The organism is Methylovulum miyakonense HT12 (assembly GCF_000384075.1).
Lineage (GTDB): Bacteria > Pseudomonadota > Gammaproteobacteria > Methylococcales > Methylomonadaceae > Methylovulum > Methylovulum miyakonense.
Genome location: NZ_KB913025.1, coordinates 3,164,623 through 3,185,975 on the forward strand (window position 1 = coordinate 3,164,623; position 21,353 = coordinate 3,185,975).

Below are 21,353 nucleotides of genomic sequence, written 5' to 3' on the forward strand. Positions count from 1 at the left end.
TATGGATTTTAAGACAAAAAACGAAGCTGGCACCCTCATTGTTTCAGTCGGAGGCAGGCTGGACACGGTCACCGCGCCAGAGTATGAAAAACAAATCCGTGCCTTGATTGACGGCGGCAATAGCCGGTTTGTGGTGGATTTTGCCCGGCTTGACTACATCAGCAGCGCCGGCTTGCGCGGGCTGCTCGTTATGGCCAAGCTGCTGAACGCAAAAGATGGCAAGGTCTGTTTTGCGAACGTCAATGGCAATGTCCGGTCAGTATTTGAAATGTCCGGTTTCAACGACCTGTTCAAAATAGAAAACTCGGTAAGCGAAGCCCTTGCCACGCTGGCCTGAACCAAAGTTTTCATGGCCAACCTTTATCTCCGTTTGCACAGTTGCCTTGGCTTATTTTTGCTCGCCCTAAGCTTCTACACCCGCTTGCCCACCCCGCTTCACCTGGATTACCAAAAACTCCCCCAAGCCAGTATCTACCTGCCCTTAGTCGGCTGGGTGGCCGGCGGTGTTTGTGCGTTGGTGTTTTATCTGGCGGTGTTGGTATGGCCGCCGATGACCGCGGTTATCCTTTCCATAACCGCCGGAATTTTCATGACGGGTGCATTCCATGAAGATGGTTTTGCTGATGTTTGTGATGGTTTTGGCGGTGGATGGGGCAAGCAACGGATTTTGGATATTATGAAGGATTCGCAGGTGGGGGCTTATGGGGCGATGGGCATTGGCTTGTTGCTGCTGTTAAAAGCCAGTGTCTTGTCCGCTATGCCTGCCGCCGCCGTGCCGTTGGTGTTGTGGGCGGGGCATAGCGTCAGCCGTCTGCCGCCGTTGTTGTTGATGCGGCGATATGATTATGCACGGGTGGATAGCAGTAAAGGCGCGGCGGCGGTGTTTAAGCCTAGCGCTAAAGATTTGGGCTTTGCTGGTGTGTGCGCAGTGTCGCCGGTGTTGCTGTTGCCGACGGGCTGTTGGCTGGCGGCCCTTCCGGTGCTATTGGTGAACGGGCTGTTGGGGCGGTATTTCCACCGCCACATCGGCGGTTATACGGGGGATTGCCTGGGCGCAAGCCAGCAAGTGGCGGAAGTGGTGTTTTATTTGGGGGCCAGCGCCTTATGGACATTTATTTGATCCGCCATAGCAAAACCGTCGCGCCAACAGGATTGTGCTACGGGCGCACGGATATTGCGCTGGACGGTGACTTTGCCGGTGAACTGGCCAAAATACGCGCCAAATTGCCGGATTTGCCCCCCGGTTGCCCGGTGTTTTGCAGCCCGTTAAGCCGTTGCCTGCAACTTGCGGAGTGTTTGTCCAATAATGTGCAGCGTGACGAACGGTTGTTGGAAATCAATTTCGGCGATTGGGAAAATATCCTGTTTGACGCGATTGAAATCGAGGCGTTGCGGCATTGGGCCGATAATTTTGTCCATATCGCCCCGCCTAATGGCGAAAGCTTTACCGATTTGTACCACCGTGCGGGCGATTTTTGGCGGGATTTGACCCAAACAGACGCGCCGCTGGTGGTGGTCGTCACCCATGCCGGAACTATCCGTGCCTTATTGGCGCAGGTCTTGGCCTTGCCTTTAGCCAATGCCTTCCAGTTCCGTATCGCCTTGGGTTCCGTGCATAAGCTGCATTACACCCCTGCGTACACTTACATAGACACCCTCAACCAATGAAACCACTCGCCGTTTTTGGCACCAGTTCCGATGCCGGAAAAACCACCTTGGCCATGGCTTTGTGCCGGATTTTTGCGGATCGTGGCCTGAAAGTCGCGCCGTTTAAAGCGCAGAACGTCTCCAACAATTCCGCCGTCACAATAGAAAACCTCGAAATTTCCAGGGCGCAATGCCTGCAAGCGGAAGCGGCGCGGGTCGGGCCGAGCTTTTTGTTCAATCCGGTGTTGCTGAAAGCGCACGGTGGCGGCGGCGTGCAGGTCATCGTCAATGGCGTGGTGTACCAAAACCAATCGGTTGCCGATTACTACGATAACATTGGTAACTTGGAACAGGTGGTCACCCAGGCATTTACGCAATTGCAACGCGATTATGATGTGGTGATTGCCGAAGGTGCAGGCTCGCCCGTCGAGCTAAATCTGCTGGATAAGGATTTGTCCAATACCTTCATCGCGAAAACGTTCCAGACACAAAATATCCTCGTTGCCGACATCGAACGCGGCGGCGTGTTTGCGTCCATTTACGGCACCTTGGCGTTGATGGATCCGGTCATGCGCGGGAATTTGGTCGGTGTGGTCATCAATAAATTCCGTGGCGACCGCCGCTTTTTTGATGACGGCGAAACCATTATCCGCGAACGTTTCGGTGTCCCTGTGCTGGGCGTCATCCCCTACCGTAGCCTGAATATCGACATGGAAGATTCGCAGTCCTTAAGCAATTACCGGCAGCGTTTGGGTGCGGTGAAAATCCGTATCGCCGTGATCGCCTACCCAGGCCTGAGCAATTACAATGATTTGGATGTGCTGATGGCGGACAATGAAGTGGAAGTGGTGATGGTGGAAACCGGCCGTCCGCTGGATAGTTTTGATATGGTGCTATTGCCGGGCAGCAAAACCGTGATCCGCGATTTGCATTGGCTGAAAGCACAAGGTTTGTTTGAAGCTTTGCAGCAATTTGGCAAACCGATTTTTGGCCTGTGCGGCGGTTACCAGTTGCTTTGCCAAACCCTGCATGACCCCGATGCCTTGGAATATGGCCTGGCCAGCACCGAAGTAGGCTTGGGGCTGGTTGCGGACAGCGTGGTGTACCAAAACCCAAAAATCCTGGCGCGGGGTGCGTATGCGCTGTTTGGCTATCCGGCGATCAACGGTTATGAAATCCATTGCGGGCGGCTGGCGAAATATCCGCTGTTTTACCAGCAAGGCCGCATCGCCGGTACCCATGTGCATGGGGTGTTTGATGATGATCACTTCCGCACGGATTATCTCCGGTCTATCCACCGCGATTATCGCGGCTATGCTTATGGTGGCTACCGGGATGCGGAAATCCAAGGGTTTGCGGATATGGTGGTGGAGTGTTTGGATATGGAGGCAATTATGCGGGCCATACAGGATTCCTGATGATGAAAACCCTGTTTATCGGCGGCGTAAAAAGCGGCAAATCGCGTTTGGCCGAAGCGTATATCTTGGAGCGTTCGGTTGGCGTCAAGCCCTTTTATTTAGCAACGACGGAATTGTTGGATGCGGAAATGCGCCAGCGTATCGCCGTGCACCAGGAACGTCGGCAAACGGCGTTCATCACCTTGGAAGAGCCACTTAACCTGCTGAAAACTTTACAAGCTTGCCAAGGCCCGGTGCTGGTGGAATGCGTGACGATGTGGCTGAACAACCGGCTTTATCATGGTTTTTCACAAGCGGCGATTTTGCAGGAGTTGGAGGCGGCCTTGCAATTGCCGGGCGATTTCGTGTTTGTCCATAACGAAGTGGGTTTAGGCATTATCCCCGATAACCCTTTGGCGCGGCAATTTGCCGACTTGTCGGGCAAGGCCGCGCAGCTGATGGGCGGGCATTGTGACAAGGTGTTTTTTTGCAGTGCGGGCCTGATGTTGGCGATGAAGCCATAGCCCTTCCGGTTTAACGCCCTGGAAAAACCACGCCCGGTGAACCCGCCACCCAAACCGGATATTTCCCCATCACGGCATCAAACAACGCCGACGCCAATAGGCTATCCAGCCATTGCTTCAATGCCGGATAGCCGGACGCTTGGAACCACCGCCCGTCCACTGCCGCAAACTGCCGGACAAACGGGAAAATCGCCGCATCGGCTATGGAAAAATCCTGGCCGCATAAGTGCCCGCCGCATGCCAAGCGGTTTTCCAGTTCCGCCAAAAACATTTCCCCTTGCTGACGGTAATGGTGCGCCGGATAATCCGGGTAACGGTCTGCGTATTTGTAACGGTCCAAATAATATTTAAAGCCGCCGTCATTCCTCTGGATGAGCGGCATGGCGTCAGCAGCAGATGCCAGCCAATCCTCAGGGTCATGCTGCGCCAAAGCCCAGAGCATAATATCCAAACTTTCCTCAACCACTTGCCCGTTTGGCAATTGCAGCACCGGAACGGTTGCCTTAGGCGAAATGGCCAGCAGTTCCTGGGGCTTGCCTTTTAACGCCACTTCGCGGATTTCGGTGCGGATGCCCGCATAGGCAATGGCGAGCCTCGCCCGCATGGCATAAGGGCAACGGCGGAAGCTATATAAAACGGGGAGGGCGGTGTCCATGTCGTGGGCGGATAATAGGTTGTGAGGTGGATTCATGAAATTGACACATAAACTTCATCGCCATGTCAATTTGATACGGTTAACTAGGGGGTTCCATTAACCCACAATGAGGGCGTTTCATGAAAATCAGGAAATCACGCAGTAGTCTGTTGTTTGCTTTACCGTTAATTGTCGCAGGCACTTTGGCCATTGATTCTGCCGTGTTGGCGGCAAGGCCTCCGGTCATGGAGCAGGGCATCCAATTTGGTGATTTGCAAAATGGCCGGGTCATGGTTTGGAGCCGGTCTAACCGCCCCGCCCGTATGATGGTTGAATACGCATTGGATGAGCAATTTACCCATGCCAAAACTGTCCGTGGCCCTTATGCGCTCCCCAATACAGATTATACCGCCAAACAAGAATTGGCCGGATTACCGTTGGGCAAGGATGTGTTTGTCAAAGTCTGGTTTGAAGATTTGACGAACGCCCGCACCAAAAGCGCGCCCGTGGTGGGCCATTTCCATACCATTGGAAAAAACGACAATGTCCACTTTGTTTGGGGTGGCGATACGGCAGGCCAAGGTTTTGGGATCAACGAAGCGTTCGGCGGCATGAAAATCTATGAAGCGATGCGCCAAGTGAAACCGCAATTTTTTATCCATAGCGGCGACAACATTTATGCGGATGGAGTGATCCCGGCCAGCAAGACCGTTGAGAACGGTCAAATCTGGACTAACGTGGTCACGCCTGAAGTGTCAAAAGTCGCCGAAACCCAAGCCGAATTCCGCGGCCGTTACAAATACAACTTATTGGACACCCACGTCCGTGCCTTCAATGCCGAAGTGCCACAAATTTGGCAATGGGATGACCATGAAGTGGTCAACAACTGGTCAGACTCAAAAGATTTGAGCGCCGATCCCCGCTACACCGTAAAAGACGTGCCCTTATTGGTGGCAAGGGCGGCCACTGCATTCCAAGAATTCAGCGCACAACGCCCTAATAACGCCTTAGAGCCTGGCCGTGTTTACCGCAAAGTGTCTTATGGGCCCTTGTTGGATGTGTTTGTCATTGACATGCGCAGCTACCGTGGCCCCAACACCAATAACCTGCAAACTGAACAAAGTGCCGAAACGGCATTTTTGGGTGCCGAGCAAGTTAGCTGGTTGGAAAAAGGTTTGAAAGACTCGACTGCGGTATGGAAGGTGATTGCGGCCGATATGCCAATTGGCCTCAACATCAGCGATGATTTTGTCAATAACCCGCCAAAACTCTGGGAAGCGGTCGCTAACGGCAACGACGGCCCCGCTTTAGGCCGTGAGTTGGAAATGGCGGATTTGTTGGGCAACATTAAAGCCAACAACATCAAAAATATCGTTTGGTTGACCGCTGACGTCCATTACGCGGCGGCGCATTATTACGACCCTGCAAAAGCCCAATCAACAAATTTCAATGGCTTCTGGGAGTTCATCGCCGGCCCGTTGAACGCGGGTTCATTCGGCCCTAACTCGACTGACGCCACCTTTGGCCCGCAAGTGGTGTTTTATAAAGCCCCACCAACAGGCCAATCTAACTTGTCACCTTATGCAGGCCTGCAATTTTTTGGCGATGTCAACATCGACAAAACCAGCAAAGCCATGACAGTTGATTTGAAAGACATCAATGGTGATTCTGTGTACAGCAAAACCCTGGTTGCCGAATAATTAGGCTTTGACCACTACGGACAGAAAACTTTACCGTAGTTCTCACATTGTCGGCTTACTGACCGCTTAATGCGGTTTAGTAGGCCGCGCTTCAAATCCCTCAAAAGTTGGTGAATAGCAACTCCAAGTTGCTTTATTGCCACAAACACCTATAATTACCGCTTGCTTTCAGGTTCCAGTGGACAAATGTCCGCTGGTTAAACGGGAAGTCGGTGAGGCCACCCCAAATCCGACGCTGCCCCCGCAACGGTAAACCAGTAAAAGCTTGTCGTAATGCCACTGTGCTTAGCATGGGAAGGTGACAAGCCAGGCCATAAGCCACTGGTAAGCCCGGAGACCGGCCTAAAAGCACTTCGGCACAGCGGCGGGCTGTCTACGAAATTAGGCTTTGTTGCGCTGGTTTACATGGGTCTTCTTTTGTGGTCGTTTTCGCGCTGTGATTTTATTTTCACGATGCGCGGGCGGCGCACGACTGCATGGATGCAGGAGGTAGAGCAATGCAGGAGCAATTGCCGAGAGGACATCATGCAAAAAATTATAGCCACATCCTTATCAGTTCTTGTCATCCCTTTCTCCAACGTCCATGCCAGACAGCCAGTTGATTTACCGGGTGTCATTGTCACGGCAACCCGGACTGAAACCCTCAAAAACGAGCTCGCGGCAGGCGCGACGGTTTATACCCGTCAAGACATTGACCGCTTGCAAGTCAAAACCCTGCCGGATTTGTTCAAAGGCACCTTAGGCCTAGATATTGCCCAGAGTGGCGGTTACGGGCAAACCACTGACTTGTTCTTGCGCGGCACCAATCCAGGCCATGTGCTGGTGTTGATTGACGGCATTAGGGTCGGTTCTGCGACGGTTGGCACGACGCCTTATGAATTGCTCCCCATTGACCAAATCGAGCGCGTGGAAATTATCCGTGGGCCGCTATCGAGTTTGTACGGTTCGGAAGCGATAGGCGGGGTCATCCAGATTTTTACCCGCAAAGGCAACCCTGATGATGACAAGCCGCATGTCTCGCTGCAAGCGGGCGGCGGATCTTATGACACGGCGCACACGGCGGGCACGGTGAGCGGCAAGCTAGGGGCAAACTGGTATAACTTGGGGGTGTCACACATTGATTCACAAGGTTTTAATGCCAAACGCAATAGCGACCCTGACCGTGACGGTTACGAAAACACGGGCATGAATGCGCGGGTCGGGCATCGGTTTGCCAATGATGCGGAAATCGAAGCGTTTTTTATGCGCTCGCAAGGCACAAACGAATACGATTCATACCCTGGCTATGGTGATAATTCGGCGTTTGTCAATCAAGTGGTGGGGCTAACAGGAAAAATGGATGTGTTGGAAAATTGGCATAGCCTCTTGCGCTTAGGACGGAGCTCGGATGATTTGGACACCTTTTTCCCTGATGGAAGCTTCGAGAACCGTTATGACACGACCCGCTGGAATGCCAGTTGGTTGAACCAAGTGCAGCTAAGCGACGCCCATCAACTGACGGTTGGTGCTGACTATCGTTTGGATGAGGTTGAAAACAGCGATATAGTCCCCTACATCGCAGGTTTTGATACGTATGCCCGGCATTCCCGTTACGATGCCGGCTTGTTTACGGAATTGCACAGCCGCTTGTTTGACCGTCATTTTATTAACGCTTCAGTGCGCGGCGACAAAAATGAAGCGTTTGGTGATTATGCCACTGGCAATATTGGATGGCGTTATAATTCCGCCTTCGGTATCAGCCCTTTCGCCAGTTTCGGCAATGCTTTTAAAGCCCCAACGTTTAACGAATTATATTACCCATTTGATGGTTATGGTCACGGCAACCCGAATCTGAAGCCGGAAGAATCACAATCATTTGAAGTGGGCTTGGCCGGGGGGCAAGGCCGTTGGCAATGGGAATTGCGGGCCTATCATACCGATGTCGAGCAATTGATCTCCGGGTGGCCGCCCGTTAATGTCGATAAGGCGCGTATTGAAGGTATCGAAGCGCAAATAACCACAGACCTGTTAGGCTGGCATCAGAAGCTGAACTTGAATTTGCTGGATCCGGTTGATGTGGCGACGGGTTTGCGTTTGCAACGGCGTAGCGACAAATCCTTGTCTTTTGACGTGTCGCGCTCTTTTGGTCAGATTGATGTCGGGGCTAATGTGCTGGCTCAAGGCGACCGTCCTGACATTGATTACAACACCTTCCCAAGCTCCCGGGTCAACCTGCATGGCTTCGTCACGGTGGATTTGCGCACGGCGTGGCATATCAATAAAAGCTGGATGCTGAGCGGCAAGTTGAACAATTTGTTGGATGAGAATTATCAAACGGCGAATGGTTACAACACGCCGGACCGAAACTTTTTTGTGTCCGTGCATTATAACCATTAAGCTACACGGTATTGGCGTTGCCCATTGCGGGACCGGACTGTTGATGGGCGATGCGATGCCACTTATTTAATTTAGGAGAAACCTTATGAAATTAACCTTGAACACGGCAATTGTCCCTTTACTTGCACTGATGGCGGTTACACGGGTGCATCATTTCGGCTCGGCTTGGTCGTTGCCGGACGCATCCTTAGCCGTGTTTTTTTTGGCGGGTTTATATGTCAGCAACCGCATGTGGTTGGCGGGTTTGCTATTGGCGGCAGGGCTGTTGGATTATCTGGCGATCAACCAATTTAATGTCAGCGATTGGTGCATGTCACCCGCTTATGTGTTCTTAATACCCACTTATGGCGTGATGTGGTCGGCGGGGCGGTTTTGCCGGACTTTGGCGGCTTCAGGAAAACAGGAGTGGGCGGTGTTTGCAGCTTCGGTAACCTTATCGGCAATAGTGGCCTTCGTCATTTCCAACGGCAGTTTTTTCTTGTTTTCTGGGCGTTACGCGGATATGCCAGTGGCCAGTTACAGTTTGGCAATCGCCAAATATTTGCCCGCTTATGTCGGTTGGGCGGTGGCTTACGCAGTGGCAAGCTTGGCGGCGGTTAAGGCGGCACGGGTTTTGTTGCAGGTTGCGGGCGAGCATAAAACGGTTTAATAGCGGCATAAACCCCGGCAGGTTTGTGAAACCTGCCGGGGTTGTTTTTAGGCAATGAACCCGTAGTCCGTCAAAGCGGTGGCGGCGGTATTGCCAATGAGTGCAATCTGGCTAAGCTCACCCGCCGATACTTGCGCATCGGTGTTAGTGGCGGAAAATAAAAACAATCCTGTCGCAGCCCCATTATCGACAACAAACAAAACTGTTTGCCCCAAAGCGTAGCTTGAGTTTGCCGAACCGATGGCAAGGGCGGCGCTGGTCGTGGTGATGGCGCCAGCAACGTTTTGTTGCATGATCACCAGCTCCGCATTATTGGCGAAACCGCCTGAACCAAACCCCCTAACCGTCCCGCCTTCAACCAGCGTATCGCCATCGCCGATACGGATTCCTAATTGGCTAAACTGTAGCTTATCGGCATTTGTGGCAAAATCAGCCACGGTGTCGGAACCGATTTTGCTGTTAAAGACAAAAGTGTCTGCGCCGCCACCTCCGGTCAACCTATCCCCGCCCGCATTACCGTTCAGCACATTGTTATTGCCATTGCCTAGCAAGGTGTCGTTAAAGGCACCGCCCGTCAGGTTTTCAAAATTCAGCAAGGTATCTATGCCTGCCCCTAAGGTGTTTTGCGCACTATTGTTGCCAAGGTTAACGGTGACCGCCGCTGAAGCGTTAAAGTAGGAAACGGTGTCCACACCATCAAAACCATTCAGCGTATTGTTGGCTGCATTCCCGGCGATGGTATTGTTAAGCGCATTGCCATTGCCGTTTAGCGGGCCCGTCCCCAAAAGGTTTAGGTTTTCCAGATTGGGGCTTAAGGTATAGCTAAAGGCGCTGTTGACCGTGTCTATGCCTGAGCGGTCACTAATCCGGTCCCCAAAATTGTCGACGAAATACGTGTCGTTGCCTTCGCGGCCATTCATAATATCGGCTCCGCCCGAACCGTCCAGCACATTCGCCTGGGCATTGCCGACCAAGGTGTCGTTCGCAAATTTGCTGCCGGTGATATTTTCGATATTAATGAGGGTGTCGCCAAAGGCATCGCCACCGGATATGGTGTTGTTCCATAGGCTGATGGTCACGGCGGAGGTTGAATCAATATAGCTGGCCGTATCGGAACCGCTGCCGCCGTCCAGTTTGTCATTGCCGCTGCCGCCCGTCAGGGTGTCATCCCCACTGCCACCCAGCAGGGTGTCATTATCGCCGCCACCCAACAATTTGTCGTTGCCTGCGCCCCCATAGAGGTAGTCCCTGTCGCTCCCGGCCGGATTGCTGCTGTCGCTGCCAAATAATTGGTCATCGCCTTGTTCGCCGAAGAGGCGGTCATTGCCCAGGCCGCCAGACAATTTGTCATTGCCCAAGCCCCCAAAAAGATCATCGTCTTGCCCCCCGCCGGCGATGATGTTGTTGGTGTTTGCCGACGCAAAAAGGATATTGCTGGCGGCCAGGCTACCTGGAAGGATACCGTTGAGAAACACCCCGGACCTGGCGCCATAGGTGTTGTAAATGAGCACTATGTTGTAGTCCGTGGTGATGCTGCTTAGGGTTTTGATGGTGTCAAAATCGCTGATGCCCAGTGCGGACACATCCAGTTTGTCCTGGAAGAGGTCGAAATCCAAAATGCTGTCGTCTTGGGTGCTGTTTTCAGGCGCTATGACAAACGTGTCGCTTCCCGTGCCGCCCGTCATAAAATCCGGCCCCGCGCCGCCGTCCAGGCGGTCATTGCCGTCACCACCAAACAACTGGTCCCCTTCCGATGTTCCGGGGCGGCCACCGCCACCAAACAATAAATCATTGCCGCCGCCACCATACAAGAGGTCGGAGCCATCATTGACCCCGTTGACGGCCCCGGCGGAATTGCCGTACAAAATATCATCGCCGCCTTCCCCAAACAGGCGGTCATCGCCCAGCCCCCCCATCACCTTGTCGTTACCTAGGCCTCCAAAAAGATAATCAATCAAATCCCCGCCGGTTTTAGTGTCATTGCTGACGAGGCTGGAAAATATAAAATCGCTGGCGATCAGGTCGTCTTGGTTGACGCCCAGCAGGGCGGTTGTCAACCAGACACCGTTGCGGTATATGCCGAAGCCACTGTTGCCGGCGCCGGCATTGCCTAAGATAGATTGGATGGAAGCGAAATCGGCAATCCCTACCTTGGTCAAGTCAATACGGTCAACACCCAATTCAAAATCATTGATCTGGTTACTGCTATCCGTGGCTTCGAGGTTGATCATGAACGTGTCCTGGCCTTTTCCCCCCACATAGTTGTCATTGCCATTACCCCCTTCTAGCCTATCGTTGCCGTCACCCCCATCAAGGTAATCATTGCCATCATTGCCGAACAATATATCGTTGCCGCCTAAGCCAAAAATTTGATCGTCTGCAACCGTGCCATTCAAGGTTTCGCCTGCAGCCGTGCCTGTCATATTTGCCATTACTGTATGCCTTTATAAAGTAGTTGTTGGGGGGAAAAGCGCTATAAAAATAAGTGGCCGGATTGCCATCGCGCCAAGAGCGGATCCTAAATTTAATAGACAGAAACTTTTTGCTTAACTTGGTAAAATGCAAAGGAAAACCTTCATATCAACTGTTAAAACGAGTGAATCATGCCAAATAAAGTCTTTAAGAAAAGCCAGCCCAAATCCACTATTACTTTAGTTCCGGATTTAGGGATGGAAGTTAATGATATTGTCGCCGATTTTAAACGTAATTACAGCCACCGTTTGGGACGTGACCAAAACTGCCGGTCACCGCATTATGCTTATGAAGCTTTGTCATTGGTGGTCAGTGACCGCCTGATAGAACGCTGGAAAGACACCTATAATGCTTACCGGGATCAAGGTTGCAAACGCGCCTATTATTTGTCGATGGAGTTTTTGATGGGGCGTACCCTCAGCAACGCCATGTTAAACCTGGGCATTACCGATGCGGTCCAAAAAGCCATGTATGAAGTTGGCCTGGATATGGAAGAACTGATTGAAAGCGAACCGGACGCAGGTTTGGGTAACGGCGGCCTAGGGCGTTTGGCGGCGTGTTTTATCGACAGTTGCGCGACTTTGCAATTACCGGTGACAGGCTATGGCCTCCGTTATGAATACGGCATGTTCTGCCAAGCCATTGTGAATGGCGAACAAGTCGAAAAACCTGACCATTGGCTGCGTTATGGCAATATTTGGGAAATCGAACGCTCCGAATATGCCTACCGGATCAAATTTGGTGGCCATACCGAAAGGCATTTAGATGAAAATGGCAATGTCAGGGTCTGTTGGGTGGATACCCATGACATTTTGGCAATACCTTACGATACCCCGGTTCCGGGCTATAAAAATGGCACGGTAAACACCTTGCGGTTGTGGAAAGCCGCCGCCACTGAAGAATTTGACTTGCAGGAATTTAACGCTGGTGATTATGCCGAATCCGTAGCGGCCAAGAACACCGCCGAAAACATCACGATGGTGCTGTATCCCAACGACGCCAACGAAAACGGGAAAGCCTTGCGCTTGCGCCAGCAATATCTCTTGGCATCCGCCAGTTTGCAGGATGTGATTGCGGCCTGGGTGCGCGACCATGGCCATGACTTCACGCATTTTGCCGAAAAAAACTGCTTCCAGTTAAATGACACGCACCCGAGCGTCGCGGTTGCGGAATTGATGCGCATATTGTTGGACATCCATGGTTTGTCATGGGATGCCGCTTGGAAAATTACCCGTGACACCATGGCCTACACCAACCACACCTTGTTGCCCGAGGCCTTGGAGCGGTGGTCGGTTAATTTGTTCAAGCAGTTATTGCCAAGATTGATGGAAATCATTTTTGAGATCAATGTCCATTTCCTCGCCGAGGTTTCCGCCCATTGGCCTGGCGACACTAGCCGTCAAAGGCGCATGTCATTGATTGAGGAAGGCCAAGAGCAACACGTCCGGATGGCCTATTTGGCCATCGTCGGCAGTTTTTCGGTCAATGGTGTCGCGGAATTGCATTCGAAACTGCTGCAACAAGGCCTATTCCGGGATTTCTACGAATTGTGGCCGAAAAAATTTAACAACAAAACCAACGGGGTGACGCCGAGACGGTGGTTGGCCTCGTGCAACCCTGAACTGGCCGCGTTGTTGACCGAAACGTTGGGTGATGGTTGGCTGACCGACTTGTCGGTGCTAAAAAAGCTCGAACCCTTAGCTGGCGATAAACAATTCCGTAAACGTTGGTATGAGATCCAGCAACAATCCAAGCAAAGGCTGATTGATTTTAAAAAACAGGAATTGGATGTCGATTTAAGCGTCGATGCCTTGTTCGATGTCCAGGTCAAACGTATCCACGAATACAAACGCCAATTGCTTAATGTCCTGCATGTGATCCATCTGTATGACCGCATTAAGCGTGGTGATACTGTAAATTGGACTAACCGGTGCGTGTTGATAGGCGGCAAGGCAGCGCCCGGTTATTATATGGCGAAAAAAATCATTAAACTTATCAATAACGTAGGATCGGTGATTAACCATGACCCTGATGTCGGCGATAAATTAAAACTGGTTTTCCTGCCTAATTACCGGGTTTCCGCGATGGAAAAAATTTGTCCTGGCGCCGACTTGTCCGAACAAATCTCCACCGCCGGTAAGGAAGCTTCCGGCACGGGCAACATGAAATTCATGATGAACGGGGCGTTGACGATTGGTACGTTGGATGGCGCGAATATCGAGATCCGTGAAGAAGTTGGCGATGAAAATTTCTTCCTGTTCGGGCTGACCGAAGAACAGGTCGAGCAATTACGCCATCATTACGATCCGGTGACGATGATCAGCCAGGACGAAGATTTGAAACGGGTCATGAACCTGTTGGAATGCGGGCATTTTAACCAGTTTGAATCCGGCATATTTGACGCCGTGATTGCCGCCTTGAAGAGCCCTAATGACCCGTGGATGACCATTGCCGATTTCCGGAGTTTTGTTGACGCGCAAAAACAGGTGGAACATGCTTATCGGGATAAAGACCGCTGGACCAAAATGAGCATTTTAAATTGTGCCGGAAGCGGCAAGTTTTCTACTGACCGCACGATCAACGAATACAACCGGGAAATCTGGCATTTGACGCCTGTGCCTATTGCATCCCGTTAAACATCCCTGCCATTGGGTATGGGCGCCCGTTACGGCCCATACCTAATAAATGCCAGCCCAATTTTGTAAAGGCCCCCTCCCGGCATACCCAAAAGGCATAAGCGGGCCGCGCCGTAAGGGCGGCGCATCCGCCCTTGGCCTATTCCGGCAAATAAGGTAGGTTATGGATTGCCAAATCAAAGCTAGTTGCTTTATTTGTTTAACGGCACAGGGGATATTCCCGTTCCTGGCCAGATTAAAAAGCCTGGAACGCTTTGGCGGGCTTTTTTAATCGGGGTAACTACGGTTGTATCCTGGGGTTGTGGCTACAGATCAAAACAAAAAACGACTAGGGGGAGGGGAGCCATGCCGGATGAATTTACGCCTACGATATTGATCGTAGATGACGCGCCAGAAAATTTGGCTGTCCTCAGTGAATTGCTACAGCCGCTATACCGCGTGCGCGTGGCCAATTCAGGGCCGAAAGCCTTGCGTATCGCCGCCACCTTGCCTTGCCCGGACTTGATCCTGCTGGATGTGATGATGCCTGAAATGGATGGTTATCAAGCTTTTGAGCACTTGCGTAAAGACCCCGCCACCGCTTACATCCCGGTGATTTTTGTCACGGCAATGGATAACACTGAATCCGAGTTGCGTGGTTTGGAAATGGGGGCTTTAGATTACATCGCCAAGCCCATCATACCCACCGTATTGTTATCCCGTGTCCGCACCCATCTGGAACTGAAACGGGCGCGTGATTGGTTACGCGAACAAAATAGCTATTTGGAAGCCGAAGTATCAAACCGCATCACCGAAAGCGAGCTGATCCAGGAAGTGAGCATCCGCGCCTTGGCGCATCTTGCAGAAATCCGTGATCCGGAAACCGGCAACCACATTTTGCGCACCCAACACTATGTCCAGAAACTGGCCCAAGAATTAAGGGCGCTACCGCGTTTTGCGGAAATATTGACCGACCACTATATTCAAATCCTCGCCCGTTCGGCACCGCTTCATGACATTGGCAAAGTGGGCATTCCTGACTGTATCTTACAAAAACCGGGCCCGCTCACACCGGAGGAATGGGCCGTGATGAAAACCCATGCCTATCTAGGCAGCGAGGCTATTGAAACCGCAGAACGCGATGCAAGCCTTAAGGTGGAATTCCTAGCCTTGGCTAAAGAAATCGCCCATTGGCACCATGAGAAATGGGATGGGAGCGGTTATCCGGATGGCCTTAAAGGTGACGCCATCCCGGTTTCGGCACGGGTCATGGCCTTGGCGGATGTCTTTGACGCGTTGATTTCCCGCCGCGTCTACAAAAACCCAATGCCCCTTGAAGAAGTCCAACGCATCCTTTTAGCCGGGCGCGGGCAGCATTTCGATCCGGACATGGTTGATATGTTTCTGGCCCATTTCGATGCTTTCTGCGACATCCATGAACGTCACCGCGACCCTGAACCAGACTAAATGCGCCCATCGGGCTTATCCGTATCGGTTTGCCTAATATAATTAAGTATATGATTCCATAAATATTTTAATTAGTGATAACATCATGGCTAAAGGATATGGCTGAACCACCGAGTCCGTTAATTCATCACAGTTTGTGAGCCAATATGCCCCCCGTTATTGCCAACCAACTTGTAGCAACCCGCCGCGACAGGATTTTGACCGTAGTGTTGGTTTACACCCTGTTTTCTGGTTTATGGATACTCCTGTCTGATAAGCTGATGCAAATGGTCTTTAGTGACCCCGGGCAAATTATCCTGGTCGGCATGTTTAAAGGGTGGTTGTTTGTCGGCGTGACCGCATTGTTGTTATATGGCCTGATGCGGCGTTGGTTAGGTGCCGATCCGGAAACGACGGCCATGCCAATGGTTTCCCGCCGGTTGTATAAGCCTTTTGTAGGGTTGTCGGTGGTCATCATCACGCTGACCAGTGTGGGTATTATCAACGCCTTCAACCAGCACCAGGAAGCTGGAGCTATCCGCCTCCAAGCCATTGCCGATTTGAAGGCCCGGCAAATTGCCGATTGGCTCACGGAAAGGCAAGGCGATGCGGATTTTGTCCAGACCAGCGATTTTTTTGCAGACCATTACCGACGTTGGCAAGAATCAGGCGATGTGCTTAGTGGAGGCCGCCTACAGAAACGTTTGGAACAACTTCGCAAGAGCCGTGGGTTTTGCGCCATTTCCTTGCTCAACACCCAGGGTGAAAAAATTTGGGGCAGCGCATCCTCGCCCGCCAACCTTTCGCCGCCTTTGCAGGAGGCCGCGCAGTTGGCCTCCTCAAGCCGCAAAGTGGGCTTTGTCGGCCCCTACCGTGATTTGACCGGCCATGTGCGGTTAGATTTTGTCGCCCCGCTTACCGCCATGCCTAGCCCCGCCATCGTCATCCTGCATATTGACCTGGCGGAGTGGCTGCTCCCCACTTTACAAACGTGGCCTATACCGAGCATCAGTGGCGAAACGGTGTTGTTCCGGCGTGATGGCGACCAAGTGCTCTTCCTTAACGAGCTAAAATATAAAAAAGGCTCGGCCGCTAACCTGCACCTGCCGATAACCACGGACAAACTGATTTTTGCGCAAGTGTTACGTGGCGAAGCGCCGTTAGGCAAGCTCATCCAAGATATGGATTACCGGGGTGTCCCATCATCCGGGGTGGCACGCTCCATCCCTGGCACCAGTTGGTATCTTATGGTCAAGCAAGACCAGTCCGAGTTATATGCGGAAGTCCTTAATGACGGCATTTGGGTGGGTTTTGTCGGCCTGTTGTTCCTGTTCATGGCAGGCAGTGGTTTGTACCTGTTACGCCAACGCGAGGCGTTGGTTATCGCCAACAGCGTGCAACAATCCCAAGCTGAACGCCTGCGGGCCCTAAACCTGCTTGCCGCCATTGCCGAAAGTTCCGACGACGCCATATTCGCCAAGGATTTGGATGGGCGCTACATCTTGTTCAATGCGGCCGCCAGCCATTTCGTCGGCAAACCGGCCGAAGAGGTGCTAGGGCAAGATGACCGGGCCATTTTCCCGGCCGAACAGGCCGCACGGCTGATGGGGATCAACAGGCAGGTGATCACCGAAAACCAATCCTATACCCACGAAGAAACCCTCAGCACGGCAAACGGGCCACGGACTTTTTTGGCGACCAAAGGGCCGTTACGGGATGAACAAGGCAATATTATCGGTATTTTTGGCATTTCACGCGACATCACCGGGCGCAAACAGGCGGAGATGGCCTTGCATAGCAGCGAGAAAAGCTACCGCTCCTTATTCGATAATATGATGAACGGCTACGCCCATTGCCTGATGATTTATGAACATGGCGAGGCCAAAGATTTCCGCTACCTGAAAATCAATAAGGCGTTTGAGGCTTTGACCGGGCTTAAGGATGTGGTTGGCCGCCACGTCAGCGAGGTTATCCCGGGTTTCATTGAAACCAATCGGGATTTGTTGGAGATTTTTGGGGAAGTGGCGAAAGGCGGCCCGGCCCGGCAATTTGAAAGTTATGTCCCGACCTTGGGCATATGGTTTTCCATTTCCGTATTCAGTCCGCAAGCGGAACAGATCGTGGTCGTGTTCGACAATATATCCGAGCGCAAACAGGCAGAAATGACGCTACGTGAAAGCGAGGAATTCAAACATGCCATTTTGGATTCGGTAAACGCCCATATTGCCGTGCTTGACAATCAGGGCACCATAACCGCCGTGAATAGGGCCTGGGAATGTTTTGGCAAGGACAATGCCGCTTATCCTGGTGGGTTTATTGGGGTTGGCGCAAAATACCTGGACATCTGCCGGCAAAGCATAGGCCCTTACTCAGGAGCGGGCCAGGCCGCCCACGACGGCATCCAGGCCGTGCTCGACAAGAGCCTTCCCAGCTTCAACCTTGAATATCCCTGCCATTTACCGACGCGGCAACGCTGGTTCATCCTGACCGTCACCCCGATGGGGGAAGGGAAACAGGGGGCTGTGATCACCCATACCAACATCACCGAACGCAAAGAGGCGGAGGAAGCTTTGGGCCAGCTTACCGATGATATGTCCGCCACCTTGCAAGCGGTCCCCGACTTGCTGTTTGAGGTGGATGAAACCGGACGCTATGTCAAAGTGAAAACGACCCAGGAAGAGCAGCTGGCCGCGCCTCCAGCACAGTTGCTAGGGCATACTGTGCATGAAGTCCTACCGCCAGAGGCGGCCCGGACAGTCATGGAATCACTCGCGGCGGCAAGCCAGATGGGATCGGACTATGGCCGCACGATCAATTTACAACTGGCGGGGAAAGGGCGGTATTTTGAGCTGTCCGTGGCCCGCAAATCCGGTGTAAAAGGCAATCTCCAGCATTTTATTGTGCTTTCACGCGACATCACCGAACGCAAGGCCACCGAATTGGCCTTACGCCAGCAGACTGGCGAACTGGCTGAGCGTAACGCCGAACTGCAACGCTTCAACCGCGCCATGGTCGGGCGTGAGCTAAACATGATTGAACTGAAGCAGCAAGTCAACGCCTTATGCCGGCAGCTTGGACAAGAGCCGCCTTATCCATTGGCATTTCTGGATGCCGCAACTGCAACCACGGTAAAACCATGATGGGCAAGAACTGGGGCCTCGCGATCCTGCTGCCTTTTTTGGCACTCGCCTTGCAATGGGTGCTGTGGCCTTGGTTATCCCCTTTTGTCTGGCTCCTGTTCTACCCTGCCGTATTTTTCAGTGCGCGCCTCGGCGGGCTCCGTGGTGGCTTGGCCAGCACCGTCATCAGTACCGCCATGGCCTGGTATTTTTTTATCCCCCCGCAGTTAAGTTGGGCGGTGGATAACCCTAACCGATATTATTCGGTAGCCCTGTTCCTGGCCATGGGTTATTGGTTCAGCGACACCCATGAGCGTTTGCGGCGGGCGCAACAGCAGGTCAATGCCGATTTGATGGATGTCCGCCAGCGCACCCAAGCGGAATTGCAACGTTATGGGGAAATCTTCGCCACTTCAAGCGATATGCTGGCCTTCATAAACACGGAACGTTGCTATCATCTGGCCAATCCTGCCTATGCCGGGAGGTTTGGGACAACACCTGAGGGGTTACGCCAACGGCCAGTGGCGGACGTTGTCGGTACCGGCATGTACGCCCATCTCTCCCCCTATATTGACCGCGCCTTGTCCGGCGAGATGCAGCGCTGCATTGCCGAACTCACATTCCCTGACGGCAAACCACGGGTGTTGGATACTGAATACCTGCCTTTCCGGCAGGACGGGGAAATCCAAGGCGTGGTCCTCAGTTTACGTGACATCACTGACAGGAAAGCGGCGGAAGCTAAGCTTAAGGCCAGCGAGATGGCTTTGAGGGAAGCGCAAACCTTGGCTGGTATCGGTAACTGGCAATGGGACGTCCAAACCGGCACGCAAACATGGTCGGAGGAAATCTACCGTATCTATGGCCGGGACCCCGGCTTGCCTCCGGCCAGTTATTCGGAAGTCCGGCAATACTTTAGCCCTGAAAGTTGGGCGCTGCTGTCAGCGGCGGTGGAGAAGTGCCTGGCGGAAGGGGAGGCTTACGAATGCGATGCTGAAACCGTGCGTAGCGACGGGGCCCGCCATTGGATCACCGCCCGTGGCAAAGCCGTGCAGGATGCCAATGGCAACGTTATCATCCTGCACGGCACGGTGCAGGACATCACCGTGCGCAAACAGATGGAGCAAGGCTTGCGTGAAAGCGAAGAACGCTTGGCGAACATTATCGGTTCGGCGATGGATGCAATCATAACGGTGGATGAACAGCAGCAGATACGCTTATTTAACCCGGCCGCCGGGCAGGTGTTCGGCCTGGATCCGGCAGAGGCGATAGGGCAGCCCTTGGCGCGGCTCATCCCGCCACGTTTCCGCGATTCACATGGGGACAATATCCGGAGATTTTCACAGGTCGGCACAACCGCGCGGCGTATGGGCGCATTGGGCGAGATCAGCGGCCTGCGCGCCAATGGCGAGGAGTTCCCTATCGAAGCGTCTATCTCCCAAGCCCACATTGCCAGCGGCAAGCTGTTCACCGTGATATTGCGGGACATCGCCGAGCGGAACCGGAACCAGGAAGCCATCCGCCGCCTTAACGCCGAATTGGAACAGCGCGTGGTTGAACGCACCGCCGAATTGACCGCCGCCAACCGCGAACTTGATGCCTTTGCCTACGCGGTTTCCCACGATTTGCGGGCGCCGTTACGCGCCATGAGCGGATTTAGCCAAGCGTTGCTGGAAGATTACGGCGACCAGCTGCAGGATGAAGCGAAAATGTATTTGGACCAAATCAATATCGCCAGTAATAAAATGAGCGGTTTGGTCGACGGTTTGTTGGTGTTGTCGAGGAGCGTGCGGGGCGAATTGCAATTGGGTGACATAAACTTGTCCGCCCTTGCCGGACGCCTGTTGGCGGAATTGGGAAAAAATAATCCGCGGCAAGTTGTTGTGGAGGTTGAGGCAGGCCTGCAAATCCGTGGCGATGTCCGTATGGTTGAAGTGCTGATGTCCAACTTGTTGGAAAATGCCTGGAAATATACCGCGCATGTCGCCGTTCCGCATATCCGCGTTTATGCCGAGGAACGTGATGGCAAGCGCTATTTCTGTGTCGCCGACAATGGCGCCGGTTTCGATATGGCGTATGCCAGCCGCCTGTTCCAGCCCTTCCAGCGCCTGCACCGTCAGGATGAATTCCCTGGAATTGGCATTGGTTTGGCGACCGTACAACGCATTGTCCATCGCCACGGCGGCACGATAGAGGCACATGGGGAAATGGGCAAGGGGGCGGTGTTTAGTTTTACTATCAGGTGAGGGAAGGTGGCCTGGATTTACCCGGAACAAGTGCTTCCTTTATTTCGACGCTGGGGCGGGCAGGTGCCGGAGCCTATCAGTAAGTGGCCAAAAGTTTTTTAACATTTGATATTACGCAGACATTTTCTGCAAATTGAAAATAAAAAATAGTGAGTCGCTATCGCGACGACTATTTAATCGGGTTCTCGCACCCGACGGCGAGATACTTTCTTTTGCGCCGCCTCGGCAACTGCTCCTGCGTTGCCCTACCTCTGTCCATAGACCACCCTTTAGTGGTGGCATCCATGCAGTCGAAAAGAAAGTATCCAAAGAAAAGGCGGCCCGGTTGCCGCTTCATCCTGCGCTCCTCGGTTTTGTCGGGGGTCGGTAGAAGGGGCTTCCTGCCCTTTATGCCCTGCGGGTATTCGGGCTGATCCCGACAAAACCTGCGGTGCTCGGCGCGGCAAACGGGAGCAAAAACACGTTACTGCGTAACGTCAGTTAACATAATGAAAAATTCATTTGTTCCCCCTTATCCGCCACAAAGGTTAA

General features: G+C 52.8%; 14 protein-coding genes and 1 riboswitch. Of the genes, 12 read left to right on the forward strand and 2 right to left on the reverse strand.

Annotated elements, in window-relative coordinates:
• Nucleotide 1 precedes the first annotated feature (1 nt).
• From METMI_RS0115615 to METMI_RS0115635, 5 genes are read left to right on the forward strand one after another with little or no spacing between them, the layout of a single operon-like run.
• On the forward strand, nt 2–337 hold the full coding sequence (locus METMI_RS0115615) for an STAS domain-containing protein (protein ID WP_019867232.1): 336 nt from the start codon (nt 2–4) through the stop codon (nt 335–337).
• Between the two features lie 12 nt (nt 338–349).
• On the forward strand, nt 350–1,120 hold the full coding sequence (gene cobS, locus METMI_RS0115620; protein WP_019867233.1) for an adenosylcobinamide-GDP ribazoletransferase: 771 nt from the start codon (nt 350–352) through the stop codon (nt 1,118–1,120).
• Nucleotides 1,105–1,668 (forward strand): alpha-ribazole phosphatase, encoded by a 564-nt coding sequence (cobC, locus tag METMI_RS0115625; protein ID WP_019867234.1) that lies wholly within the window; start codon nt 1,105–1,107, stop codon nt 1,666–1,668. The genes cobS and cobC overlap by 16 nt, the downstream gene beginning before the upstream one ends.
• Entirely contained in the window at nt 1,665–3,065 is a 1,401-nt protein-coding gene (locus METMI_RS0115630; RefSeq protein ID WP_019867235.1) for a cobyric acid synthase, read from the forward strand. Before cobC ends, METMI_RS0115630 begins: the two co-directional genes overlap by 4 nt.
• Nucleotides 3,065–3,568 (forward strand): bifunctional adenosylcobinamide kinase/adenosylcobinamide-phosphate guanylyltransferase, encoded by a 504-nt coding sequence (locus tag METMI_RS0115635; RefSeq protein WP_019867236.1) that lies wholly within the window; start codon nt 3,065–3,067, stop codon nt 3,566–3,568. The genes METMI_RS0115630 and METMI_RS0115635 overlap by 1 nt, the downstream gene beginning before the upstream one ends.
• Before the next feature lie 10 nt (nt 3,569–3,578).
• On the opposite strand, the gene METMI_RS0115640 is transcribed toward METMI_RS0115635, so the two are convergent.
• Nucleotides 3,579–4,259, reverse strand: coding sequence for a glutathione S-transferase (locus METMI_RS0115640; RefSeq protein ID WP_232215237.1), 681 nt, complete (start codon nt 4,257–4,259; stop codon nt 3,579–3,581).
• 83 nt (nt 4,260–4,342) lie between these two features.
• On the opposite strand from METMI_RS0115640, the gene METMI_RS0115645 reads away from it, so the two are divergent.
• From METMI_RS0115645 to METMI_RS0115655, 3 genes are all read left to right on the forward strand, one after another.
• On the forward strand, nt 4,343–5,902 hold the full coding sequence (locus tag METMI_RS0115645) for an alkaline phosphatase D family protein (protein ID WP_019867238.1): 1,560 nt from the start codon (nt 4,343–4,345) through the stop codon (nt 5,900–5,902).
• Nucleotides 5,903–6,055: 153 nt separating this feature from the next.
• Nucleotides 6,056–6,262: riboswitch (cobalamin riboswitch) on the forward strand.
• Between the two features lie 165 nt (nt 6,263–6,427).
• Complete coding sequence (locus tag METMI_RS0115650; RefSeq protein WP_019867239.1) at nt 6,428–8,278, forward strand: TonB-dependent receptor domain-containing protein; 1,851 nt, start codon at nt 6,428–6,430, stop codon at nt 8,276–8,278.
• A gap of 85 nt (nt 8,279–8,363) precedes the next feature.
• The gene (locus METMI_RS0115655) at nt 8,364–8,927 is read left to right on the forward strand and encodes a hypothetical protein (RefSeq protein WP_019867240.1); all 564 of its coding nucleotides are present in this window, start codon (nt 8,364–8,366) and stop codon (nt 8,925–8,927) included.
• A gap of 47 nt (nt 8,928–8,974) precedes the next feature.
• Here METMI_RS0115655 and METMI_RS0115660 read toward each other — a convergent pair whose 3' ends face one another.
• Entirely contained in the window at nt 8,975–11,359 is a 2,385-nt protein-coding gene (locus METMI_RS0115660; protein WP_019867241.1) for a calcium-binding protein, read from the reverse strand.
• Between the two features lie 171 nt (nt 11,360–11,530).
• Between METMI_RS0115660 and METMI_RS0115665 the strand changes: the two genes are divergently transcribed.
• The 4 genes from METMI_RS0115665 (at nt 11,531) to METMI_RS25595 (ending at nt 20,822) form a co-directional block, all read left to right on the forward strand.
• Nucleotides 11,531–14,035 carry a glycogen/starch/alpha-glucan phosphorylase gene (locus METMI_RS0115665; RefSeq protein ID WP_019867242.1) on the forward strand — a complete coding sequence of 835 codons (2,505 nt, stop codon included), beginning with the start codon at nt 11,531–11,533 and terminating at the stop codon, nt 14,033–14,035.
• Between the two features lie 345 nt (nt 14,036–14,380).
• Nucleotides 14,381–15,481: a response regulator gene (locus METMI_RS0115675; protein WP_019867243.1), complete on the forward strand. Its 1,101-nt coding sequence runs from the start codon at nt 14,381–14,383 to the stop codon at nt 15,479–15,481.
• Between the two features lie 146 nt (nt 15,482–15,627).
• Nucleotides 15,628–18,600, forward strand: coding sequence for a PAS domain-containing protein (locus tag METMI_RS25590; RefSeq protein WP_019867244.1), 2,973 nt, complete (start codon nt 15,628–15,630; stop codon nt 18,598–18,600).
• On the forward strand, nt 18,597–20,822 hold the full coding sequence (locus METMI_RS25595) for a PAS domain S-box protein (RefSeq protein ID WP_019867245.1): 2,226 nt from the start codon (nt 18,597–18,599) through the stop codon (nt 20,820–20,822). The genes METMI_RS25590 and METMI_RS25595 overlap by 4 nt, the downstream gene beginning before the upstream one ends.
• Nucleotides 20,823–21,353: the final 531 nt, after the last annotated feature.

Bases quoted from the DNA above. Each gene is read 5' to 3' on its own strand.
- METMI_RS0115660 (WP_019867241.1), bottom strand. From the start codon at position 11,359: ATGGCAAATATGACAGGCACGGCTGCAGGCGAAACCTTGAATGGCACG.
- METMI_RS0115675 (WP_019867243.1), top strand. From the start codon at position 14,381: ATGCCGGATGAATTTACGCCTACGATATTGATCGTAGATGACGCGCCA.
- METMI_RS0115615 (WP_019867232.1), top strand. From the start codon at position 2: ATGGATTTTAAGACAAAAAACGAAGCTGGCACCCTCATTGTTTCAGTC.
- METMI_RS0115635 (WP_019867236.1), top strand. From the start codon at position 3,065: ATGATGAAAACCCTGTTTATCGGCGGCGTAAAAAGCGGCAAATCGCGT.
- cobC (WP_019867234.1), top strand. From the start codon at position 1,105: ATGGACATTTATTTGATCCGCCATAGCAAAACCGTCGCGCCAACAGGA.
- METMI_RS25590 (WP_019867244.1), top strand. From the start codon at position 15,628: ATGCCCCCCGTTATTGCCAACCAACTTGTAGCAACCCGCCGCGACAGG.
- METMI_RS0115640 (WP_232215237.1), bottom strand. From the start codon at position 4,259: ATGAATCCACCTCACAACCTATTATCCGCCCACGACATGGACACCGCC.
- METMI_RS25595 (WP_019867245.1), top strand. From the start codon at position 18,597: ATGATGGGCAAGAACTGGGGCCTCGCGATCCTGCTGCCTTTTTTGGCA.
- METMI_RS0115650 (WP_019867239.1), top strand. From the start codon at position 6,428: ATGCAAAAAATTATAGCCACATCCTTATCAGTTCTTGTCATCCCTTTC.
- METMI_RS0115665 (WP_019867242.1), top strand. From the start codon at position 11,531: ATGCCAAATAAAGTCTTTAAGAAAAGCCAGCCCAAATCCACTATTACT.
- METMI_RS0115655 (WP_019867240.1), top strand. From the start codon at position 8,364: ATGAAATTAACCTTGAACACGGCAATTGTCCCTTTACTTGCACTGATG.
- cobS (WP_019867233.1), top strand. From the start codon at position 350: ATGGCCAACCTTTATCTCCGTTTGCACAGTTGCCTTGGCTTATTTTTG.
- METMI_RS0115630 (WP_019867235.1), top strand. From the start codon at position 1,665: ATGAAACCACTCGCCGTTTTTGGCACCAGTTCCGATGCCGGAAAAACC.
- METMI_RS0115645 (WP_019867238.1), top strand. From the start codon at position 4,343: ATGAAAATCAGGAAATCACGCAGTAGTCTGTTGTTTGCTTTACCGTTA.